This is a genomic window from Pseudomonas frederiksbergensis (assembly GCF_003732665.1).
Lineage (GTDB): Bacteria > Pseudomonadota > Gammaproteobacteria > Pseudomonadales > Pseudomonadaceae > Aquipseudomonas > Aquipseudomonas frederiksbergensis_G.
On sequence record NZ_MOBP01000005.1, the window covers coordinates 37,017 to 52,778 of the forward strand.

General features: G+C 60.0%; 14 protein-coding genes. 3 read left to right on the top strand and 11 right to left on the bottom strand.

Going from position 1 to position 15,762, the window contains the following annotated elements; translation table 11 throughout:
- Positions 1-49 precede the first annotated feature (49 nt).
- On the bottom strand, positions 50-2,884 hold the full coding sequence (gene uvrA / locus BK665_RS07955; RefSeq protein WP_123404371.1) for an excinuclease ABC subunit UvrA: 2,835 nt from the start codon (positions 2,882-2,884) through the stop codon (positions 50-52).
- 191 nt (positions 2,885-3,075) lie between these two features.
- On the opposite strand from uvrA, the gene BK665_RS07960 reads away from it, so the two are divergent.
- Both BK665_RS07960 and BK665_RS07965 read left to right on the top strand, forming a co-directional pair.
- On the top strand, positions 3,076-4,473 hold the full coding sequence (locus BK665_RS07960) for an MFS transporter (RefSeq protein ID WP_123404373.1): 1,398 nt from the start codon (positions 3,076-3,078) through the stop codon (positions 4,471-4,473).
- Positions 4,474-4,482: 9 nt separating this feature from the next.
- On the top strand, positions 4,483-5,013 hold the full coding sequence (locus BK665_RS07965; protein ID WP_123404375.1) for a single-stranded DNA-binding protein: 531 nt from the start codon (positions 4,483-4,485) through the stop codon (positions 5,011-5,013).
- A gap of 71 nt (positions 5,014-5,084) precedes the next feature.
- Here the strand turns inward: BK665_RS07965 and BK665_RS07970 are convergent, their stop codons facing one another.
- The 10 genes from BK665_RS07970 to BK665_RS08020 form a co-directional block, all read right to left on the bottom strand.
- Positions 5,085-7,289, bottom strand: coding sequence for an OsmC domain/YcaO domain-containing protein (locus tag BK665_RS07970; RefSeq protein ID WP_123404377.1), 2,205 nt, complete (start codon positions 7,287-7,289; stop codon positions 5,085-5,087).
- Positions 7,290-7,433: 144 nt separating this feature from the next.
- Positions 7,434-8,591, bottom strand: coding sequence for a glutathionylspermidine synthase family protein (locus BK665_RS07975; protein WP_123404379.1), 1,158 nt, complete (start codon positions 8,589-8,591; stop codon positions 7,434-7,436).
- An 11-nt stretch (positions 8,592-8,602) separates the two neighbouring features.
- Positions 8,603-9,331, bottom strand: a complete 729-nt coding sequence (locus tag BK665_RS07980; RefSeq protein ID WP_123404381.1) for a DUF1190 domain-containing protein — start codon at positions 9,329-9,331, stop codon at positions 8,603-8,605.
- A gap of 20 nt (positions 9,332-9,351) precedes the next feature.
- A complete protein-coding gene (locus BK665_RS07985; protein ID WP_123404383.1) occupies positions 9,352-9,780 on the bottom strand; it encodes a DUF350 domain-containing protein in 429 nt (142 codons plus the stop codon).
- 15 nt (positions 9,781-9,795) lie between these two features.
- Positions 9,796-10,470 (bottom strand): DUF2491 family protein, encoded by a 675-nt coding sequence (locus BK665_RS07990; protein ID WP_123404385.1) that lies wholly within the window; start codon positions 10,468-10,470, stop codon positions 9,796-9,798.
- Positions 10,457-11,491: an ion channel gene (locus tag BK665_RS07995; RefSeq protein WP_123404387.1), complete on the bottom strand. Its 1,035-nt coding sequence runs from the start codon at positions 11,489-11,491 to the stop codon at positions 10,457-10,459. The genes BK665_RS07990 and BK665_RS07995 overlap by 14 nt, the downstream gene beginning before the upstream one ends.
- Positions 11,492-11,550: 59 nt before the next feature.
- The gene (locus BK665_RS08000; protein WP_123404389.1) at positions 11,551-12,114 is read right to left on the bottom strand and encodes a rhomboid family intramembrane serine protease; all 564 of its coding nucleotides are present in this window, start codon (positions 12,112-12,114) and stop codon (positions 11,551-11,553) included.
- Positions 12,115-12,270: 156 nt separating this feature from the next.
- A complete protein-coding gene (locus BK665_RS08010; protein WP_123404391.1) occupies positions 12,271-12,969 on the bottom strand; it encodes a PspA/IM30 family protein in 699 nt (232 codons plus the stop codon).
- Between the two features lie 24 nt (positions 12,970-12,993).
- Positions 12,994-13,575 (bottom strand): YjfI family protein, encoded by a 582-nt coding sequence (locus tag BK665_RS08015; RefSeq protein WP_123404393.1) that lies wholly within the window; start codon positions 13,573-13,575, stop codon positions 12,994-12,996.
- Between the two features lie 270 nt (positions 13,576-13,845).
- The gene (locus BK665_RS08020) at positions 13,846-14,394 is read right to left on the bottom strand and encodes a cysteine hydrolase family protein (protein ID WP_123404395.1); all 549 of its coding nucleotides are present in this window, start codon (positions 14,392-14,394) and stop codon (positions 13,846-13,848) included.
- 101 nt (positions 14,395-14,495) lie between these two features.
- On the opposite strand from BK665_RS08020, the gene BK665_RS08025 reads away from it, so the two are divergent.
- Positions 14,496-15,491 (top strand): GlxA family transcriptional regulator, encoded by a 996-nt coding sequence (locus tag BK665_RS08025; RefSeq protein ID WP_123404397.1) that lies wholly within the window; start codon positions 14,496-14,498, stop codon positions 15,489-15,491.
- Positions 15,492-15,762 lie beyond the last annotated feature (271 nt).

Here is a 15,762-nt window from a genome sequence, read left to right on the forward strand (position 1 = left end):
AAAGCCCCTGTCACCGATAAAGTGACAGGGGCTTTTTCATGGGGCTTGATCAGGCCTTGTCGCGAGCCAGCAGCGGCTTGAGGTAGAAGCCCGTGTGAGACTGCTTCATCTCCGAGACTTCTTCCGGCGTACCGACGGCAATAATCTGCCCGCCCTTGGAACCACCTTCCGGCCCAAGATCCACCAACCAGTCGGCAGTCTTGATCACGTCCAGGTTGTGCTCGATCACCACCACTGTGTTGCCGTGGTCACGCAGGCGATGCAGCACGTCGAGCAATTGCTGGATATCCGCGAAGTGCAGGCCGGTGGTCGGCTCATCGAGGATATACAGGGTCTTGCCGGTATCGCGCTTGGACAGCTCGCGGGACAGTTTCACCCGCTGGGCTTCGCCGCCGGACAGCGTGGTCGCCGACTGCCCGAGCTTGATGTAAGACAGGCCGACGTCCATCAACGTCTGCAGCTTACGCGCCAGCGCCGGCACCGCGTCGAAGAACACCCGTGCTTCCTCGATCGTCATCTCGAGGGTTTCGTGGATGTTCTTGCCCTTGTACTTGATCTCCAGGGTTTCGCGGTTGTAGCGCTTGCTCTTGCAGACGTCGCACGGGACATAGATGTCCGGCAGGAAGTGCATTTCAACCTTGATCAGGCCATCGCCCTGACACGCTTCGCAGCGCCCGCCCTTGACGTTGAAGGAGAAACGCCCCGGGCCGTAACCACGGGAGCGCGACTCCGGTACGCCGGCGAACAACTCGCGAATCGGTGTGAACAACCCGGTGTAGGTCGCCGGGTTGGAACGCGGTGTGCGGCCAATCGGGCTCTGGTCGATATCGACCACCTTGTCCAAATGCTCCAGGCCCTTGATGCTGTCGTGAGCGGCAGCTTCAAGGGTCGTGGCGCCGTTGAGTGCCGTGGCGCTCAGCGGGAACAGAGTGTTGTTGATCAGCGTCGATTTGCCCGAACCGGACACGCCAGTCACGCAGGTCAGCAGACCCAGCGGAATCTCCAGATCGACATTGCGCAGGTTATTGCCGCGAGCGCCCTTGAGCGACAAGGTCATCTTCTTGTTACGCGGCGTACGTTTGGCCGGCACGGCAATCTTCACCCGGCCTGACAGGTACTTGCCGGTCAGCGAATCCGGGTGAGCCATGACTTCCGCTGGGGTGCCTTCAGCAACAATGTGGCCGCCATGCACGCCGGCCCCCGGGCCAATGTCCACCACATAGTCCGCCAGGCGAATCGCGTCTTCGTCGTGCTCGACCACAATCACCGTGTTGCCGATGTCCCGCAGGTGCTTGAGGGTGCCGAGCAAACGATCGTTGTCCCGCTGGTGCAGGCCAATCGACGGTTCATCGAGGATGTACAGAACCCCGACCAGACCTGCGCCAATCTGGCTGGCCAGACGAATACGCTGGGCTTCACCGCCGGACAAGGTGTCGGCGCTGCGATCCAGCGACAAGTAGTCGAGCCCGACGTTAACCAGGAACTGCAGGCGCTCGCGGATTTCCTTAAGGATCTTGTCGGCAATTTCGCCACGGCGTCCGGTCAGCTTCAGCCCGCCGAAATATTCACAGGCGTCGCCGATTGGCAGGTTAGTCACCGCCGGCAAGGTCTTCTCGCCGACCCAAACGTGCCGCGCCTCGCGACGCAGCCGCGTGCCACGGCAATCCGGGCATGGCTGGGTGCTGAGGAACTTGGCCAGCTCTTCACGCACCGAGGCGGACTCGGTTTCGCGGTAGCGGCGTTCCAGGTTCGGCACGATGCCTTCGAACGGGTGCGAGCGTTTGACGATATCGCCACGGTCGTTCAGGTACTTGAAGTCGACGTTCTGCGAACCGCTGCCGTGCAGGATGAATTTCTGCTGATCGGCCGGCAGGTCGTTGAACGGCACTTCCAGGCTGAACTTGTAGTGGGACGCCAGCGACCCGAGCATCTGGAAGTAATAGACGTTACGCCTGTCCCAGCCGCGAATCGCGCCTTCGGCCAGGGTCAGTTCGCCATTCACCAGTCGCTTGATGTCGAAGAATTGCTTAACCCCCAGGCCATCGCAAGTCGGGCAGGCACCGGCGGGGTTGTTGAAGGAGAACAGCTTGGGTTCGAGTTCGCTGATGGCGTGGCCGCAGATCGGGCAGGCGAAACGGGCGGAGAAGATGATCTCTTCGCCGGGCTCGTCGTCCATCGGTGCCACCAGGGCGATACCGTCCGCCAGTTTCAGCGCCGTCTCGAAGGATTCGGCCAGGCGCTGTTGCAGATCGGCGCGGACCTTGAAGCGGTCGACCACCACATCAATCGAATGCTTCTTCTGTTTATCCAGCTTCGGCAACTCATCCAGCTCGCAGAGCCGGCCGTTGACACGGGCACGGACAAAACCCTGGGCGCGCAGTTCTTCGAAGACCGACAGATGCTCGCCTTTGCGCTCGCGAATCACCGGCGCCAGCAGCATCAGTTTGCTGCCTTCCGGTTGCGCCATCACCAGGTCAACCATCTGGCTGACAGTCTGGGCTTCCAGTGGAATGTCGTGGTCCGGGCAGCGCGGAATACCGACGCGGGCGTACAGCAGGCGCAGGTAGTCGTAGATTTCGGTGATGGTGCCGACCGTCGAACGCGGGTTGTGCGAGGTCGACTTCTGTTCGATGGAAATCGCCGGCGACAGGCCTTCGATGGTGTCGACGTCAGGCTTTTCCATCATCGACAGGAACTGCCGGGCGTAGGCCGACAGCGATTCGACGTAGCGGCGCTGGCCTTCGGCGTATAGCGTGTCGAAAGCCAGGGACGACTTGCCGGATCCGGACAGGCCGGTGATGACGATCAGTTTGTCCCGTGGCAGGGTCAGGTCGATGTTCTTCAGGTTGTGGGTTCGGGCCCCACGAATCAGGATCTTGTCCAAAGTGGCCTCGCTCGGCGGGCGTCGAAAACGTAGGAGTATACGGCCAAATACTGGATGGATGCACACTATCAAATGCAGGGCGCGCAGGCTTACATGAAGACTGCGTCATCTATGCGCGTCATAGCGTCGCGATATACCCCGTCAATCGATGGGACTGGTAGAATCGCCGCCGGTTCACATGAGGTTTTTCCATGCACGATCCCCACAGCGAACGCATGAGTGGCAGTGAGACCCGCGCAGCCAGCGGTCTGGCCCTGGTGTTCGCCTTCCGTATGCTTGGCATGTTCATGGTGTTGCCGGTACTGGCGACCTATGGCATGGATCTGGCGGGAGCGACCCCGGCCCTCATCGGGCTGGCGATTGGCGCTTACGGCCTGACTCAGGCGATTTTTCAGATTCCGTTCGGTTTCATCTCCGACCGCATTGGTCGACGTCCAGTGATTTACCTCGGGCTGATCGTCTTCGCCCTGGGCAGCGTATTGGCGGCCAATGCGGATTCGATCTGGGGCGTAATCGCCGGTCGCGTCCTGCAAGGCGCCGGGGCGATTTCCGCGGCGGTCATGGCGTTGCTGTCGGACCTGACCCGGGAGCAGCACCGGACCAAGGCGATGGCCATGATCGGCATGACGATTGGCTTGTCGTTCGCCGTCGCCATGGTCGTCGGCCCCTTGCTGACCCGTGCCTTCGGCCTGTCCGGGTTGTTCCTCGCCACTGGCGGCATGGCGTTGTTCGGCATCGTCATCGTGATGTTCATGGTGCCGCGCGCTACTGGCCCGTTGCAGCATCGCGAATCCGGCGTTGCCCGCCAGGCGCTGATCCCGACGCTCAAGCATCCAGACCTGTTACGGTTGGATCTGGGAATTTTTGTGTTGCACGCGATGTTGATGTCGAGCTTCGTCGCATTGCCCCTGGCCCTGGTGGAAAAAGCCGGGCTGCCCAAGGAGCAGCACTGGTGGGTGTACCTGACCGCGCTGCTGATTTCCTTCTTCGCCATGATCCCGTTCATCATCTACGGCGAGAAGCGACGCAAAATGAAACGAGTTTTGCTGGGCGCCGTCGCGACGCTGATGCTCACTGAGCTATTCTTCTGGCAGTTCGGCGACAGCTTGCGGGCTCTGGTGATCGGGACGGTGGTGTTCTTTACCGCGTTCAATCTACTGGAAGCTTCATTGCCTTCGCTGATCAGTAAGGTTTCACCAGCAGGCGGCAAGGGTACGGCGATGGGGGTTTATTCCACCAGCCAGTTCCTCGGTTCGGCACTCGGCGGTATCCTCGGCGGCTGGATGTTTCAGCATGGCGGTCTGTCGGTTGTGTTCCTTGGATGCGCGGGTCTCGCTGCCCTCTGGCTGGCCTTTGCTGTTACCATGCGCGAACCTCCCTACGTGACGAGTCTGCGCTTGCCGCTGTCGCCCGAGGCGATCCGCGAAGCGGGTCTGGTTGAGCGCCTGAAGGCCGTCGTAGGGGTAACCGATGCAGTGGTCGTCGCAGACGAAGCGGCGATTTACATCAAATTGGACACAGAACTATTGGATCGCACGACCCTTGAGCGCCTGGTGAACAACCCGGCCGAGGCAGCGTGCGTAGCCTAGGAGAACGTTATGGCCCGTGGGGTTAACAAAGTCATATTGGTCGGCACTTGCGGCCAGGATCCCGAAGTTCGCTACTTGCCTAACGGTAACGCCGTGACCAACCTGAGTCTGGCGACCAGCGAACAGTGGACCGACAAGCAAACCGGTCAGAAGGTCGAGAAGACCGAATGGCACCGTGTTTCGATGTTCGGCAAGGTTGCCGAAATCGCCGGCGAATACCTGCGCAAGGGTTCGCAGGTCTACATCGAAGGCAAGCTGCAGACCCGCGAGTGGGAAAAAGACGGTATCAAGCGTTACACCACTGAAATCGTGGTCGACATGCAAGGCACCATGCAACTGCTCGGCGGCCGTCCACAACAGGGCGACCAACAAGGTGGGGGCAACAACTACCAGCAGTCCGCTCCGGCCCCACGCCAGCAGCAGGCTCCGCGCCCGCAGCAGTCGGCTCCGCAACAGTCGCGCCAGGCTCCGCCGCCACAGCAGGCAGCGCCGCAACCGGCTCCGGATTTCGACAGCTTTGATGACGATATCCCGTTCTGATCCGTAGCTTTTTCAGAACCGTAAACAAAAAAAAGCGAAGCCATCTGGCTTCGCTTTTTTGTGGGCGCTGTTTAACGGGTTGAAGCGGTCACGTTGGCCCGGGCCGTGTGCAGCTTCTTGTAGCTGTCGATCAACCGCAGGTGCCGGTCGAGCCCCTCCAGTTTCATGCTGGTCGGCGTCAGGCCATGGAAGCGTACGCTGCCGTCCACCGATCCAATCGCGGCATCCGTGCGCTCGTTGCCAAACATCCGGCGGAAATTAGCCTCGTAGTCTTCCAGTTCCAGGTCTTCGTCCAGTTTCATCTCCAGCACCACATTGACCGCCTGGTAGAACAAGCCGCGCTCAACCGTGTTGTCGTTGTACTGCAAGAACATCTCTACCGCCTCTTTCGCCTCTTCATATTGCTGCAGGGCGAGATAGATCAGCAGTTTCAATTCCAGGATCGTCAGCTGACCCCACGCCGTGTTGTCGTCAAATTCGATGCCGATCAACGAGGTGATGTCGGTGTAGTCGTCCAGCTCGCTTTCCACCAGACGCTCGACCAGCGCTTTCAGTTCGTCTTCGTCCAGGCGATGCAGGTTGAGGATGTCGGCGCGGAAGAACAGCGCTTTGTTGGTGTTATCCCAGATCAAATCGTCCGCAGGATAGATTTCCGAATAGTCCGGCACCAGGATGCGGCACGCCGTTGCGCCGATGTGCTCGTAGACCGCCATGTACGATTCTTTGCCCATGGCTTTAAGAATGCCGAACAAGGTCGCGGCTTCCTCGGCGTTCGAGTTTTCACCCTGCCCGGAGAAGTCCCACTCCACGAATTCGTAATCCGACTTGGAACTGAAGAAGCGCCACGACACCACGCCGCTGGAGTCGATAAAGTGCTCGACGAAGTTATTCGGCTCGGTCACCGCATGGCCTTCAAAGGTCGGCTGTGGCAGGTCGTTGAGGCCTTCGAAGCTGCGGCCCTGGAGCAATTCGGTGAGGCTGCGTTCCAGCGCCACTTCCAGGCTTGGGTGCGCGCCGAACGAGGCGAACACACCGCCGGTGCGCGGGTTCATCAACGTGACGCACATCACCGGGAATTCACCGCCCAGGGACGCATCCTTCACCAGCACCGGGAAGCCTTGTTCTTCCAGTGCCTGGATACCGGCCAGGATTCCGGGGTACTTCGCCAGCACCTCGGCCGGTACGTCCGGCAGGGCGAATTCGCCTTCGATGATTTCGCGTTTGACCGCGCGCTCGAAAATCTCCGACAGGCACTGCACCTGGGCTTCGGCCAGTGTGTTGCCGGCACTCATGCCGTTGCTCAGGAACAGGTTTTCGATCAGGTTGGACGGGAAATACACCACTTCGCCGTCGGACTGGCGCACGTACGGCAGCGAGCAGATGCCGCGTTCTTCGTTGCCCGAGTTGGTGTCGATCAGATGGGAGCCGCGCAACTCGCCGTCGCGGTTGTAAATCTTCAGGCAGTACTCGTCGAGAATTTCGGCCGGCAGTGCATCTTTGCGGCCAGGCTTGAACCAGCGCTCGTCCGGGTAATGCACAAACGGCGCGTTGGCGATGTCTTCGCCCCAGAACTGGTCGTTGTAGAAGAAGTTGCAGTTGAGTCGCTCGATAAACTCGCCCAGCGCCGACGCCAGCGCGCCTTCTTTGGTCGCGCCCTTGCCGTTGGTGAAACACATCGGCGAGTGTGCGTCGCGGATGTGCAGCGACCACACGTTGGGCACGATATTGCGCCACGAAGCGATTTCAATCTTCATGCCCAGGTCCGCCAGGATGGCCGATATATTGGCGATGGTCTGCTCCAGCGGCAGGTCCTTGCCGGCAATAAAAGTGCTCGCCTCGGAACTGTACGCCGGCATCAGCAATGCCTGGGCGTCTGCGTCGAGGTTATCGACTTCTTCGATGACAAACTCAGGCCCGGCCTGCACCACTTTTTTCACGGTGCAGCGGTCGATGGAGCGCAGGATGCCTTGGCGGTCCTTGTCGGAAATGTCCGCAGGCAGCTCGACCTGAATCTTGAAAATCTGGTTGTAGCGGTTTTCCGGATCAACAATGTTGTTCTGCGACAGGCGGATGTTTTCGGTGGGAATGCTGCGAGTGTCGCAGTACAACTTCACGAAATACGCCGCACACAACGCCGACGAAGCCAGAAAGTAATCGAACGGACCCGGTGCCGAGCCATCGCCCTTGTAGCGGATAGGTTGATCGGCCACCACCGTGAAGTCGTCGAACTTGGCTTCAAGTCGAAGGTTGTCGAGAAAGTTGACCTTGATTTCCATGGGGGATTACCAGCATAACGGCGGACGAATTGGCCGCCATTATCCGGCTTTTCAGACGTATGTCTTGTCGTTGTCGGGTCCAGAGTCTGTTTCACCCGAAAGCCCGATGCACGGCACCGGGTTTTTTTGCAGGCAAAGGACGGATCAATCAAGAATCAGGTGCGGCAGAAACCGGCTCGAATCCTTGGTGATCAGGCTGTTGTCTTCTCGTACGCCGATGCCGGCCGCCTGGTCGCCAATCACCCAGGAGCCCACCAGCGTGAAGCTGTCGCCAAACTGCGGCAACGGCGCAAACTCTTGAAGGATAAACGGCGCATCCGTGTAGGGCCCGTCCTCTTTCACGATCAGACCATCGGCGGTTTGCAGCTCGATGTTGGCGCCTTCCCGGGAGAAAAACGGCTTGCGCACCCAACCCTTGGGCACGGCTTTGTTCGGATCGGTATCCAGGTGCGCCGCGAGCAGGTTCGGGTGACCTTGGTTGAACTCCCACAGCAACGGCAGGATGCCCTTGTTGGAGATGATCGCTTTCCAGGCCGGCTCGAAAAACTGCGTATCGCTCTGGGCGATCGCGGCGCCAAATGGTTCGTGGAAGATGAATTCCCAGGCATGCAGCTTGAACAGGTGTGGAATCCAGCGATCTTCAAGATCGACGAAACGTCCGTCACTGGTCAGGCCGATGTCTTCGAGGTCGATGTGCCGGGATTCGATGCCGACCTTTTCCGCGATCAGGCGCAGGTAGTCGGTGGTGCCTTTGTCTTCGACCGAATCTTTCATCGAGGCGAAATAGAACGGCTGCTTGAGCTGCAACTGGGCAAAGGCCTGGTGCAGCTTGGTGTCGATGCTGTTGAACTGGTCAGCGTGCTTGGGCAGCAGGCCGCGTTCGATGCATTGCTCCAGCCAGCCCCACTGAAACGCCGACGCTTCATACAGACTGGTCGGCGTGTCGTAGTTGAGTTCCAGCAACTTGGCCGGACCCGTGCCGTTGTAGGAGAAATCCATGCGCCCGTACAGGTGCGGATGGCCTTCGAGCCATGAAGTGCGAACCAGGTCGTAGAACGGCGCGGGAATGCTCAGGCGATCCAGCAATTCCTCGCTGTGCACCACGCGGGCCACCAGGTCCATGCACATCTCATGAAGCTCGGTGGTCGGGTCTTCGAGGTCGTTCTCGATCTGCTTGAGCGTGAACTGGTAATACGCGCTCTCGTCCCAGTAAGGTTCGTCGTCGATGGTGTGGAACATAAAGCCGAGACTTTCGGCGGTCTGTTTCCAGTCATGACGCTCTGCGCAGAGAATTTTCTTCATGGCCCTATTCCTTAACTGCTTGAGCCGCCGGAACTCTTGCCCGAGCCGCCCCAGCCGCTGCGTGCACTGGCCTGGCTGCCGAAACCGCCGCGGGAGGTGGCCGAGGAAACAGTGGCTGCCTTGCTGCGGCTGACGGTGTCGGCGTAGTTACTGCTGCCGTAGCGCGCCTGGTTGGACCGGTTGAAGGTCGAACCGCTGGAGATGCGCTGGCTGAGCGTCGAGTTCGAGTAGCTGCCGCGATCATCGCGGTAGCGGTAAACCGGCTCGGAGTAGTAGCTGCTGCGGTTGCCGCTGAGCATGTTGCCGATCAGCAGACCGGTCAGCAGGCTGCTGCCGGAGAAGCCCGAACCACCGACGGCGCTCGCTTCCGAGGCGGGCAATTTGGCCTTGGCCGCGTCCACTTCGGCTTGCGTCACCTCGCCATCGGCGTTCAGTTCGAAACCGCCGAGCTTGGGGATGAACTTGCCGGCGGAATCCTGCTGGCACCAGTCTGCAACGAAATCGGCGTCGCAATCGGCCTGGTTGTCGTACACCGGCGCGATGCGGCGATGCTCGGCCATGGCCTTCATGTAGGCGTCGGAACAGACGTCGACTGGCAGCTTTTCATCGGCGCACTGCTGCACGGACTGGAAGTTGTACTTCTTGTGTATCTCGTAGGTTTTTTCCGCCGGCCCGCAGCCTGAGATCGCCATGGCGACCGACGCGGCCAGCGAGAGCTGAACGTACTTGCTTCGTTTCATCACGATCTCCGTTGGCGCGATCAGTTCTGGGAAGGGGTCATGCACGCGGCGTTGAGCATGCCGACGCTGATGGCCACGGCTGCGACGTAGATGCCGGCAGCGATTTCACCATTGCGTATGCGCTCGGAGGTGCCCTTGAGCACCAGGCTGGTCATCAGGAACGCCAGCAGTTGGACGAACGCGGCAATCACGGCCCAGACCACGAAGTCGAGGATGCTGATCGAGTAGGCAATCACGTTGCTCGCCGGAATGGCGAAACCGATGATCGCGCCCCCCAGGGCAATCGCCGCCGCAACGTTGCCCGAGCGGATCAGTTCGAACTCCTTGTGCGGCGTGATGCGGGTGTAGATGAACTGGAACAGCGCGAACAGCACGGCGGCGCCAATGATGTAGGTCACAAACCCGAGGACGGCGGCTTTGTTCAGGGAAATGGAGAGCGCTTCTAGCATGGGGAATCTTCCTTTTTAAAGAACGTTCAGGTCGGTGGTGTACAGGGAAATACCCAGCGAAGTGCTCAAGCTGATGGTGCCTTCCGAGTCTTCTTCCACGGAAAACAGCAGCAGTTCGCGACGGTCGGTCAGGCCGGTGTCGCGGGCGTACAGCATCGAACGGTGCTCGATGACGTAGGACTCGTCCGGGTTACGTACCTTTTCACTGAGCGGGACCAACTCGGTCTGGCCGTTTTCGGTGCCCCATTCCCGGGTGTATTCGACGCCGTTGTGGGTGTAGGTCGGCAGCCCGATCAGGCTTTGCGGGCCGGCCAGGCGACGCAATTCCGCTTCGCTGGTGATGGTCACGTAGCTGAGGTAATTGAACAGGATCACCGACTCGACCTGCCCGGCGACATCGCCCGTGGTGTGGACTTGCAGCCAATAGTCTTCGTCGTTCATGTAATAGCGCGAGAGCCAGGTCGACTGCCCGAGGTCAACGGTGCCGACGCTCCAGATCTGCTGCGATTGCACCGGGATGGTCACGGTGGTTTTTTCGTCGAGCAGCAATCGCAGGGTGGTGTCGAACATCAACCCCTTGCCCTGTGCCAGGCCCAGGGCGCCCGTCACCGGCACGGTGTCATTTTCGGTCCACTGCGAGTTCGTCGGGGCCGGGGCCTCAAGCCCCATTAACTGTTTAAACCATCCCATTGGAGATCTCCTTGAGGCGAGTGGAGGCGATGTAGAAGAGTTCACCGCCCTCAATGCGCGTGGCGTTGGGCGGATTGATCGAAGGTTGTTGCTCACCCTTGGCGCGATAGCCGATGAGGGTCGCGTTGTGGCGGTCTTTCATGCGCGCATACAGCTCGCCGAATGTTGCCACATAGTCTTGTGGCAGTTTCATCAGGTATTGCGTGGCGCCCTGGCCTACGCACAGTAACTCACTGATGACCACTGACGAGCCCGGATCCTGGGATGCGCGCACCAGCATTTCGATGGCCATGCTCGACGTGCATTCCAGGCTCGGCGCGTAGGAACTGGCAAGGGCGGCGATTTCGCTTTCATTGAAGTGCGCGACCACGTGCCCGACCGGATTCAGTTGATTGACCGCCAGCACGGTGGCCAGGGTCAGATCGTCGGAATGGGTACGCACCAGCACCCGCTCGGCACCGGGCACGCCGGCGCGTATCAGCAGCGCGCTGGAGGACAGGCTTTCGCCTTTGATAAAGGAGGCCTTGCCCGGCATCGGGTTTTCTTCAAGGTCGCAATCGCAGATGACGATCAGGTTGTCGTTGGAGGTTTCATCCTCCAACAGCAAGTCGATAACCCGCTCGCTGGACGAACCTTCCCAGCCAATCAGCACTGTATGGCCGGACTTGCCGGTGAAATCGCCTTTACCCTTCATGCCTTTTCTCCATACATCGATAACGCTGCTGGTGGTTTTGCCGATGGCTGCGGTCAGCAGCGCAATGCCGCCGAGCATGATCCAGGTGGCCACAAAAACGCGTCCGGCGGCTGTTTGTGGCGCGAGATCGCCGTAGCCGACCGTCAGCGTGGTGGTGAGATAGAAGTAGGTAAACGTGGCGGGGGCGGTGAGGTGTTGTTCGCCCAGAAGCACCAGGCCGAGGTAAGCCGTGCTCAGGTGGATGCCCAAGGCAATCGCCAGTCCTGCCCAGCCGAAGCGGTGGAAGAACGTCGCGGCATACACGCGTAATAGAAGGAAAATCGACATGGCGTCCCTGACTCCGTGGGAATACTCGTTCCAGGCAATGCGTGCGGCCCGAATCTGCATCACCGGGCGGCATTAAACCTTTTGCCGGGCGCCGAGAGAAGTACCTTGGCTGCAATAAATCCGGCGAAGGCCCCGGCGAGATGGCCTTCGAAGGAAACGCCCTGGCGCGGCAGGAAGCCAAACACCAGGCCGCCATACAACAAGGCGACGACAACGGCGGTAATCAGATTGCCCCAACTGTGCTGGAACCAGGCGCGGGACAGGATGTACGCCCACAGCCCGAACACCCAGCCGCTGGCGCCGATGTGCACGCCGGAAAAACCGAACAGCCACACCAGCAAGCCACCCAGGCCGATGATGATTGCGCTGACGGCGATAAAGCGCTGGAGCCCGTCGATGATGACCAGCGTGCCGAGGATCAAAAAGGGAATCAGGTTCGCGCTCAAGTGCGCGAAAGACGCGTGGAGGAAAGGCGAAGTGAGGATGCCGGGCAGTCCGTAGAGTGTCCGTGGGACCAGGCCAAATGCGAGAAGGCTGTAGCTGGTGACGGCGTTGAGCACTTGCAGCGCGACCATGAAAATCGCCAGGCCAGCGATTGTCTTGAAACCCTTCAGGGCATCCATCCTTGACCTCGACTCGAGAAAAAATTGAACACATGCAATCCATGTGGGAGCGAGCTTGCTCGCGAAGGCGTCGTGTCAGGCAACACTAATGCTCAATGACACACCGCTTTCGCGAGCAAGCCCGCTCCCACAGGTTAGGTTATGCGTCCGGCCTGATTACTCAGCCGATTTCTGCTTCAGGCGTTCCAGAATCGCATTGGCGCTGCCGGTGTCCGGGGTAATCCCGGCTTCGCGCAGTTTGCGTTCCAGGTCGGTGCCGGTCGAGGCGTCGGCCAGTTCATCCTGGGCTTGCAGTTCAGCGGCGCGTTGCTGCTGCTTGGCCTGCAAACGGTTCAACGTACCGACGGCGGTTTCCAGCTTGCCGTTGGCGCCGCCACTGGCGATCGATGCGCTGACTTGGGCTTTCTGCACGCTTTCACGGGCCTTGGCCATGTCCACTTGCTGGCGCAGGCTCTTGATGCGGTTTTCGGCCTTGGTGATGTCTTTGCGCATGTTTTCCGCATAGCCGCCGAATTCGGTGGCTTGCTTCTGCTCGACATCGAGTTCGTTGGTCAGGGTCGAAATGGCTTCGGCCACTTCCATCGCCAGGTCTTCACGGTTGGCCTGGATCGCGGCCAGGGCCTTGGTTTCCAGGTCCTTGATCTTGGCGTTGTATTCGGCCACGCGATCAGCGGACAGCTTGTGCTTGGCCATGATAGTGACCAGTTCGCGCTTGGCGTTGGCCAAGGCGCCGTCAGCGTCGCGGATTTCCTGGTCGAGGATACGCAGGGCCTGTTGGTCGACGATGGATTCGCCGACTTCACTGGCGCCGCCGCGCAGCGCGGTGAACAATTTGCTCCAAATGGACTGAGTCATTGGGTAATCCCTATTCCTGAAAAATTAATGGAAGAAACGTTCAAAGGCTTCGCTGGCGCGCTGCACGTTGTCGACGAGGGTTTTGACCTCGGTCACGACGTTGGTCAGGCTCGAATCGGAGCTCAAGGCGCCGAACATGTTGTAGACAACCTGGCCGTTGGGCATCGACTCGATACCGATCGAGGACAGCGGGAACAGCTCGCGGCTACGCAGTACGGCGTCGTTGAAGGCCGGTACGTCCTTGATCGATTCGACGTCCACCAGCACGGTGTCGACGATGATCTGTTCGCCCACCACCGCGATGTAGATCGGCAAGCCGCCGAAGTCATTCATTTCCAGCTTGATGCTTGACTCGGAGCCCTGAACGAGGGACAGAGTGATGTCTTTGGAAACCACGTCATCAAGGGCCTGGAAGGCGTTGAAGAGGCGGTCGATGTTCCAGTTAGTACCTGCGCTCATGTAATTCTCCGACATGAATGAGCCAGCCAGGATCGGTTGGCGTAGCTGTTTCTCCATCTGCTTGAGCAGGCTTCGATTTTCGGGAAGCACCCAAGTCTCGTGTTTCACATAACCGGCGGCACCCAGTCCTGCGCGCATCTGCTTCATATAGAAGCTCGACGGTTTTTTCGCGGACGGTTTCGAGCGCTCTCCCTTGCGGCTCGCTGTATCGGTAACAGGCTCGGCAGGCGGACCTGATGGAGAGCGACTATTCATACTGGTGACTCCGTTGTGAAAATCTCACGCGTGAGAAACACTACAGTGATTCCAGATGGCCCTCAATAGCTCACGCGTGAGATTTTTTACGAACGGAAATACAAAGGCCCGCAGCGAGGGAGCGCAGCGGGCCTTTTTGTTTAACCAGTTGTTTCGATGATGTCAGCCGGCGAGAAATTCCTCGGCAGACACCACGCTGGCATACGCAAACCCCAGCGCTGACATGAAGGCTGCGTGAACATGGGCGGCCGGCACCGTAACGCCGTTGAACTCCAGGTCGCGGGTGGCGCAGGCATCGTGGATCACGGTCACGCCGTAGCCCAGGTCGGCGGCGGCGCGGGTGATGCCATCGACGCACATGTGGCTCATGCTGCCGACCACCACCAGGTTTTCGATGCCTTGCTCGTCAAGGATCGCTTCCAGTTCGGTTTCACGGAAAGAGTTGACGAAATGCTTGAGCACCACCGGCTCGTCAGGACGGTTGAGAACTTTGGGGTGCAGCTTTGCGCCGTCGGAGCCCGGCGTGAAGAACGGCGCGGCATCGGAGGTAAATTCGTGGCGGATATGCACCACCGGATCACCGGCGTCGCGGAAGGCCTGGATCAGGCGCACGGCGTTGTCGGCTGCGGCATCGGCGCCGACCAACGGCCATTTGCCTTGGGGGAAGTAGTCGTTCTGGATATCAACTACGATGAGCGCTTGCTTGGCCATGGGTGTTTCCTCGAAGTGTGTGTTGGTGTGGAATGAAGTATTGGCGCTGGCCGACCATTCGAGGATTGGCCGCACCGACAATAGAAGGGGGAAAACTGACAATGGGCTTAGAAAGGGCAGTCGCCGAGCTGGGCGTGCTGATCTATCCCGGCGCGCAGATGGCGGCGGTGCATGGGTTGACGGACCTGTTCGGGGTCGCCAATCGCATTGCGGCCGAGCATCAGGCGGCGCAGTTGCCGCTGTTGCGGGTCAGTCACTGGCGGGGCGAGGGCGATCAGGTGCCCGAGCGGGTGTACGACAGCCATCCCGGCCCGGACAACGCTTTGGTGGCGGTGATGATCCCGCCGTCGATTGGTGGATTCTCCGAAAGCCAGGCGCCCCAGGGATTGATTCGCTGGATTCGCCAGCAACATGCCCAGGGCGCGACCCTGGGCGGCGTGTGCGTGGGCTCGATCCTGCTGGCCGAAAGCGGATTGCTCGACGGTCGCAGCGCCACCACCCACTGGACCTCCGCCAAAACCTTTGCCGAACGTTATCCGTCGATCAGGCTCCTGGCTGACACGCCCATCGTCGATGACGGTGACCTGATCACCACCGCCGGGCTGATGGCCTGGTCCGAGCTGGGCTTGCGCATGGTCGATCGCCTGCTCGGGCCGAGCATCGCCAGCGGCACCGCGCGGTTTCTGGTGGTGGAGCACAGCGACAGCGCGAGCCAGTGCGGCAGCAACTTTGCGCCGATCCTCAGCCACGGCGACGCCTCGATTCTCAAGGTCCAGCATTGGCTGCAAAGCACCGGCGCCACCGATGTTTCGCTGACGGCGATGGCCGAGCGGGCCGGGCTGGAAGAGCGCACCTTCCTGCGTCGCTTCCGCGCAGCGACCGGGCTCAAACCGACCGAGTACTGCCAGCATCTGCGGGTGGGCAAGGCCCGGGAGATGTTGGAGTTCACCAACGGCACCATCGACCACATCGCCTGGACCGTGGGTTATCAAGACCCGAGCGCGTTTCGGGCGACGTTCAAGAAAATCACCGGGTTGGCGCCGAGTGATTATCGGGCGCGGTTTGGGGTGACACCGCCCGTAAGCGTGGCGCGCTAACCACCCACACCGCCGACCTAGCTGTGGGAGCGGGCTTGCTCGCGAATGCGGTGTATCAGAGACATTGATGCTGGCTGACACACCGCCTTCGCGAGCAAGCCCGCTCCCACAGGGGAACGGTGTAAGTCTTCCGATCGTGCAAAATGCTCTAGGCTTGAAGTAAGTCGTGCAGATTAAAACGGGCCTAAAGCCATCACCGTTTACCCAAACGACTGATCCGAAAGCCGTTTCTTTTCGGCGAGCCTTGGCTTGATCTCTGCACCCATCAAGC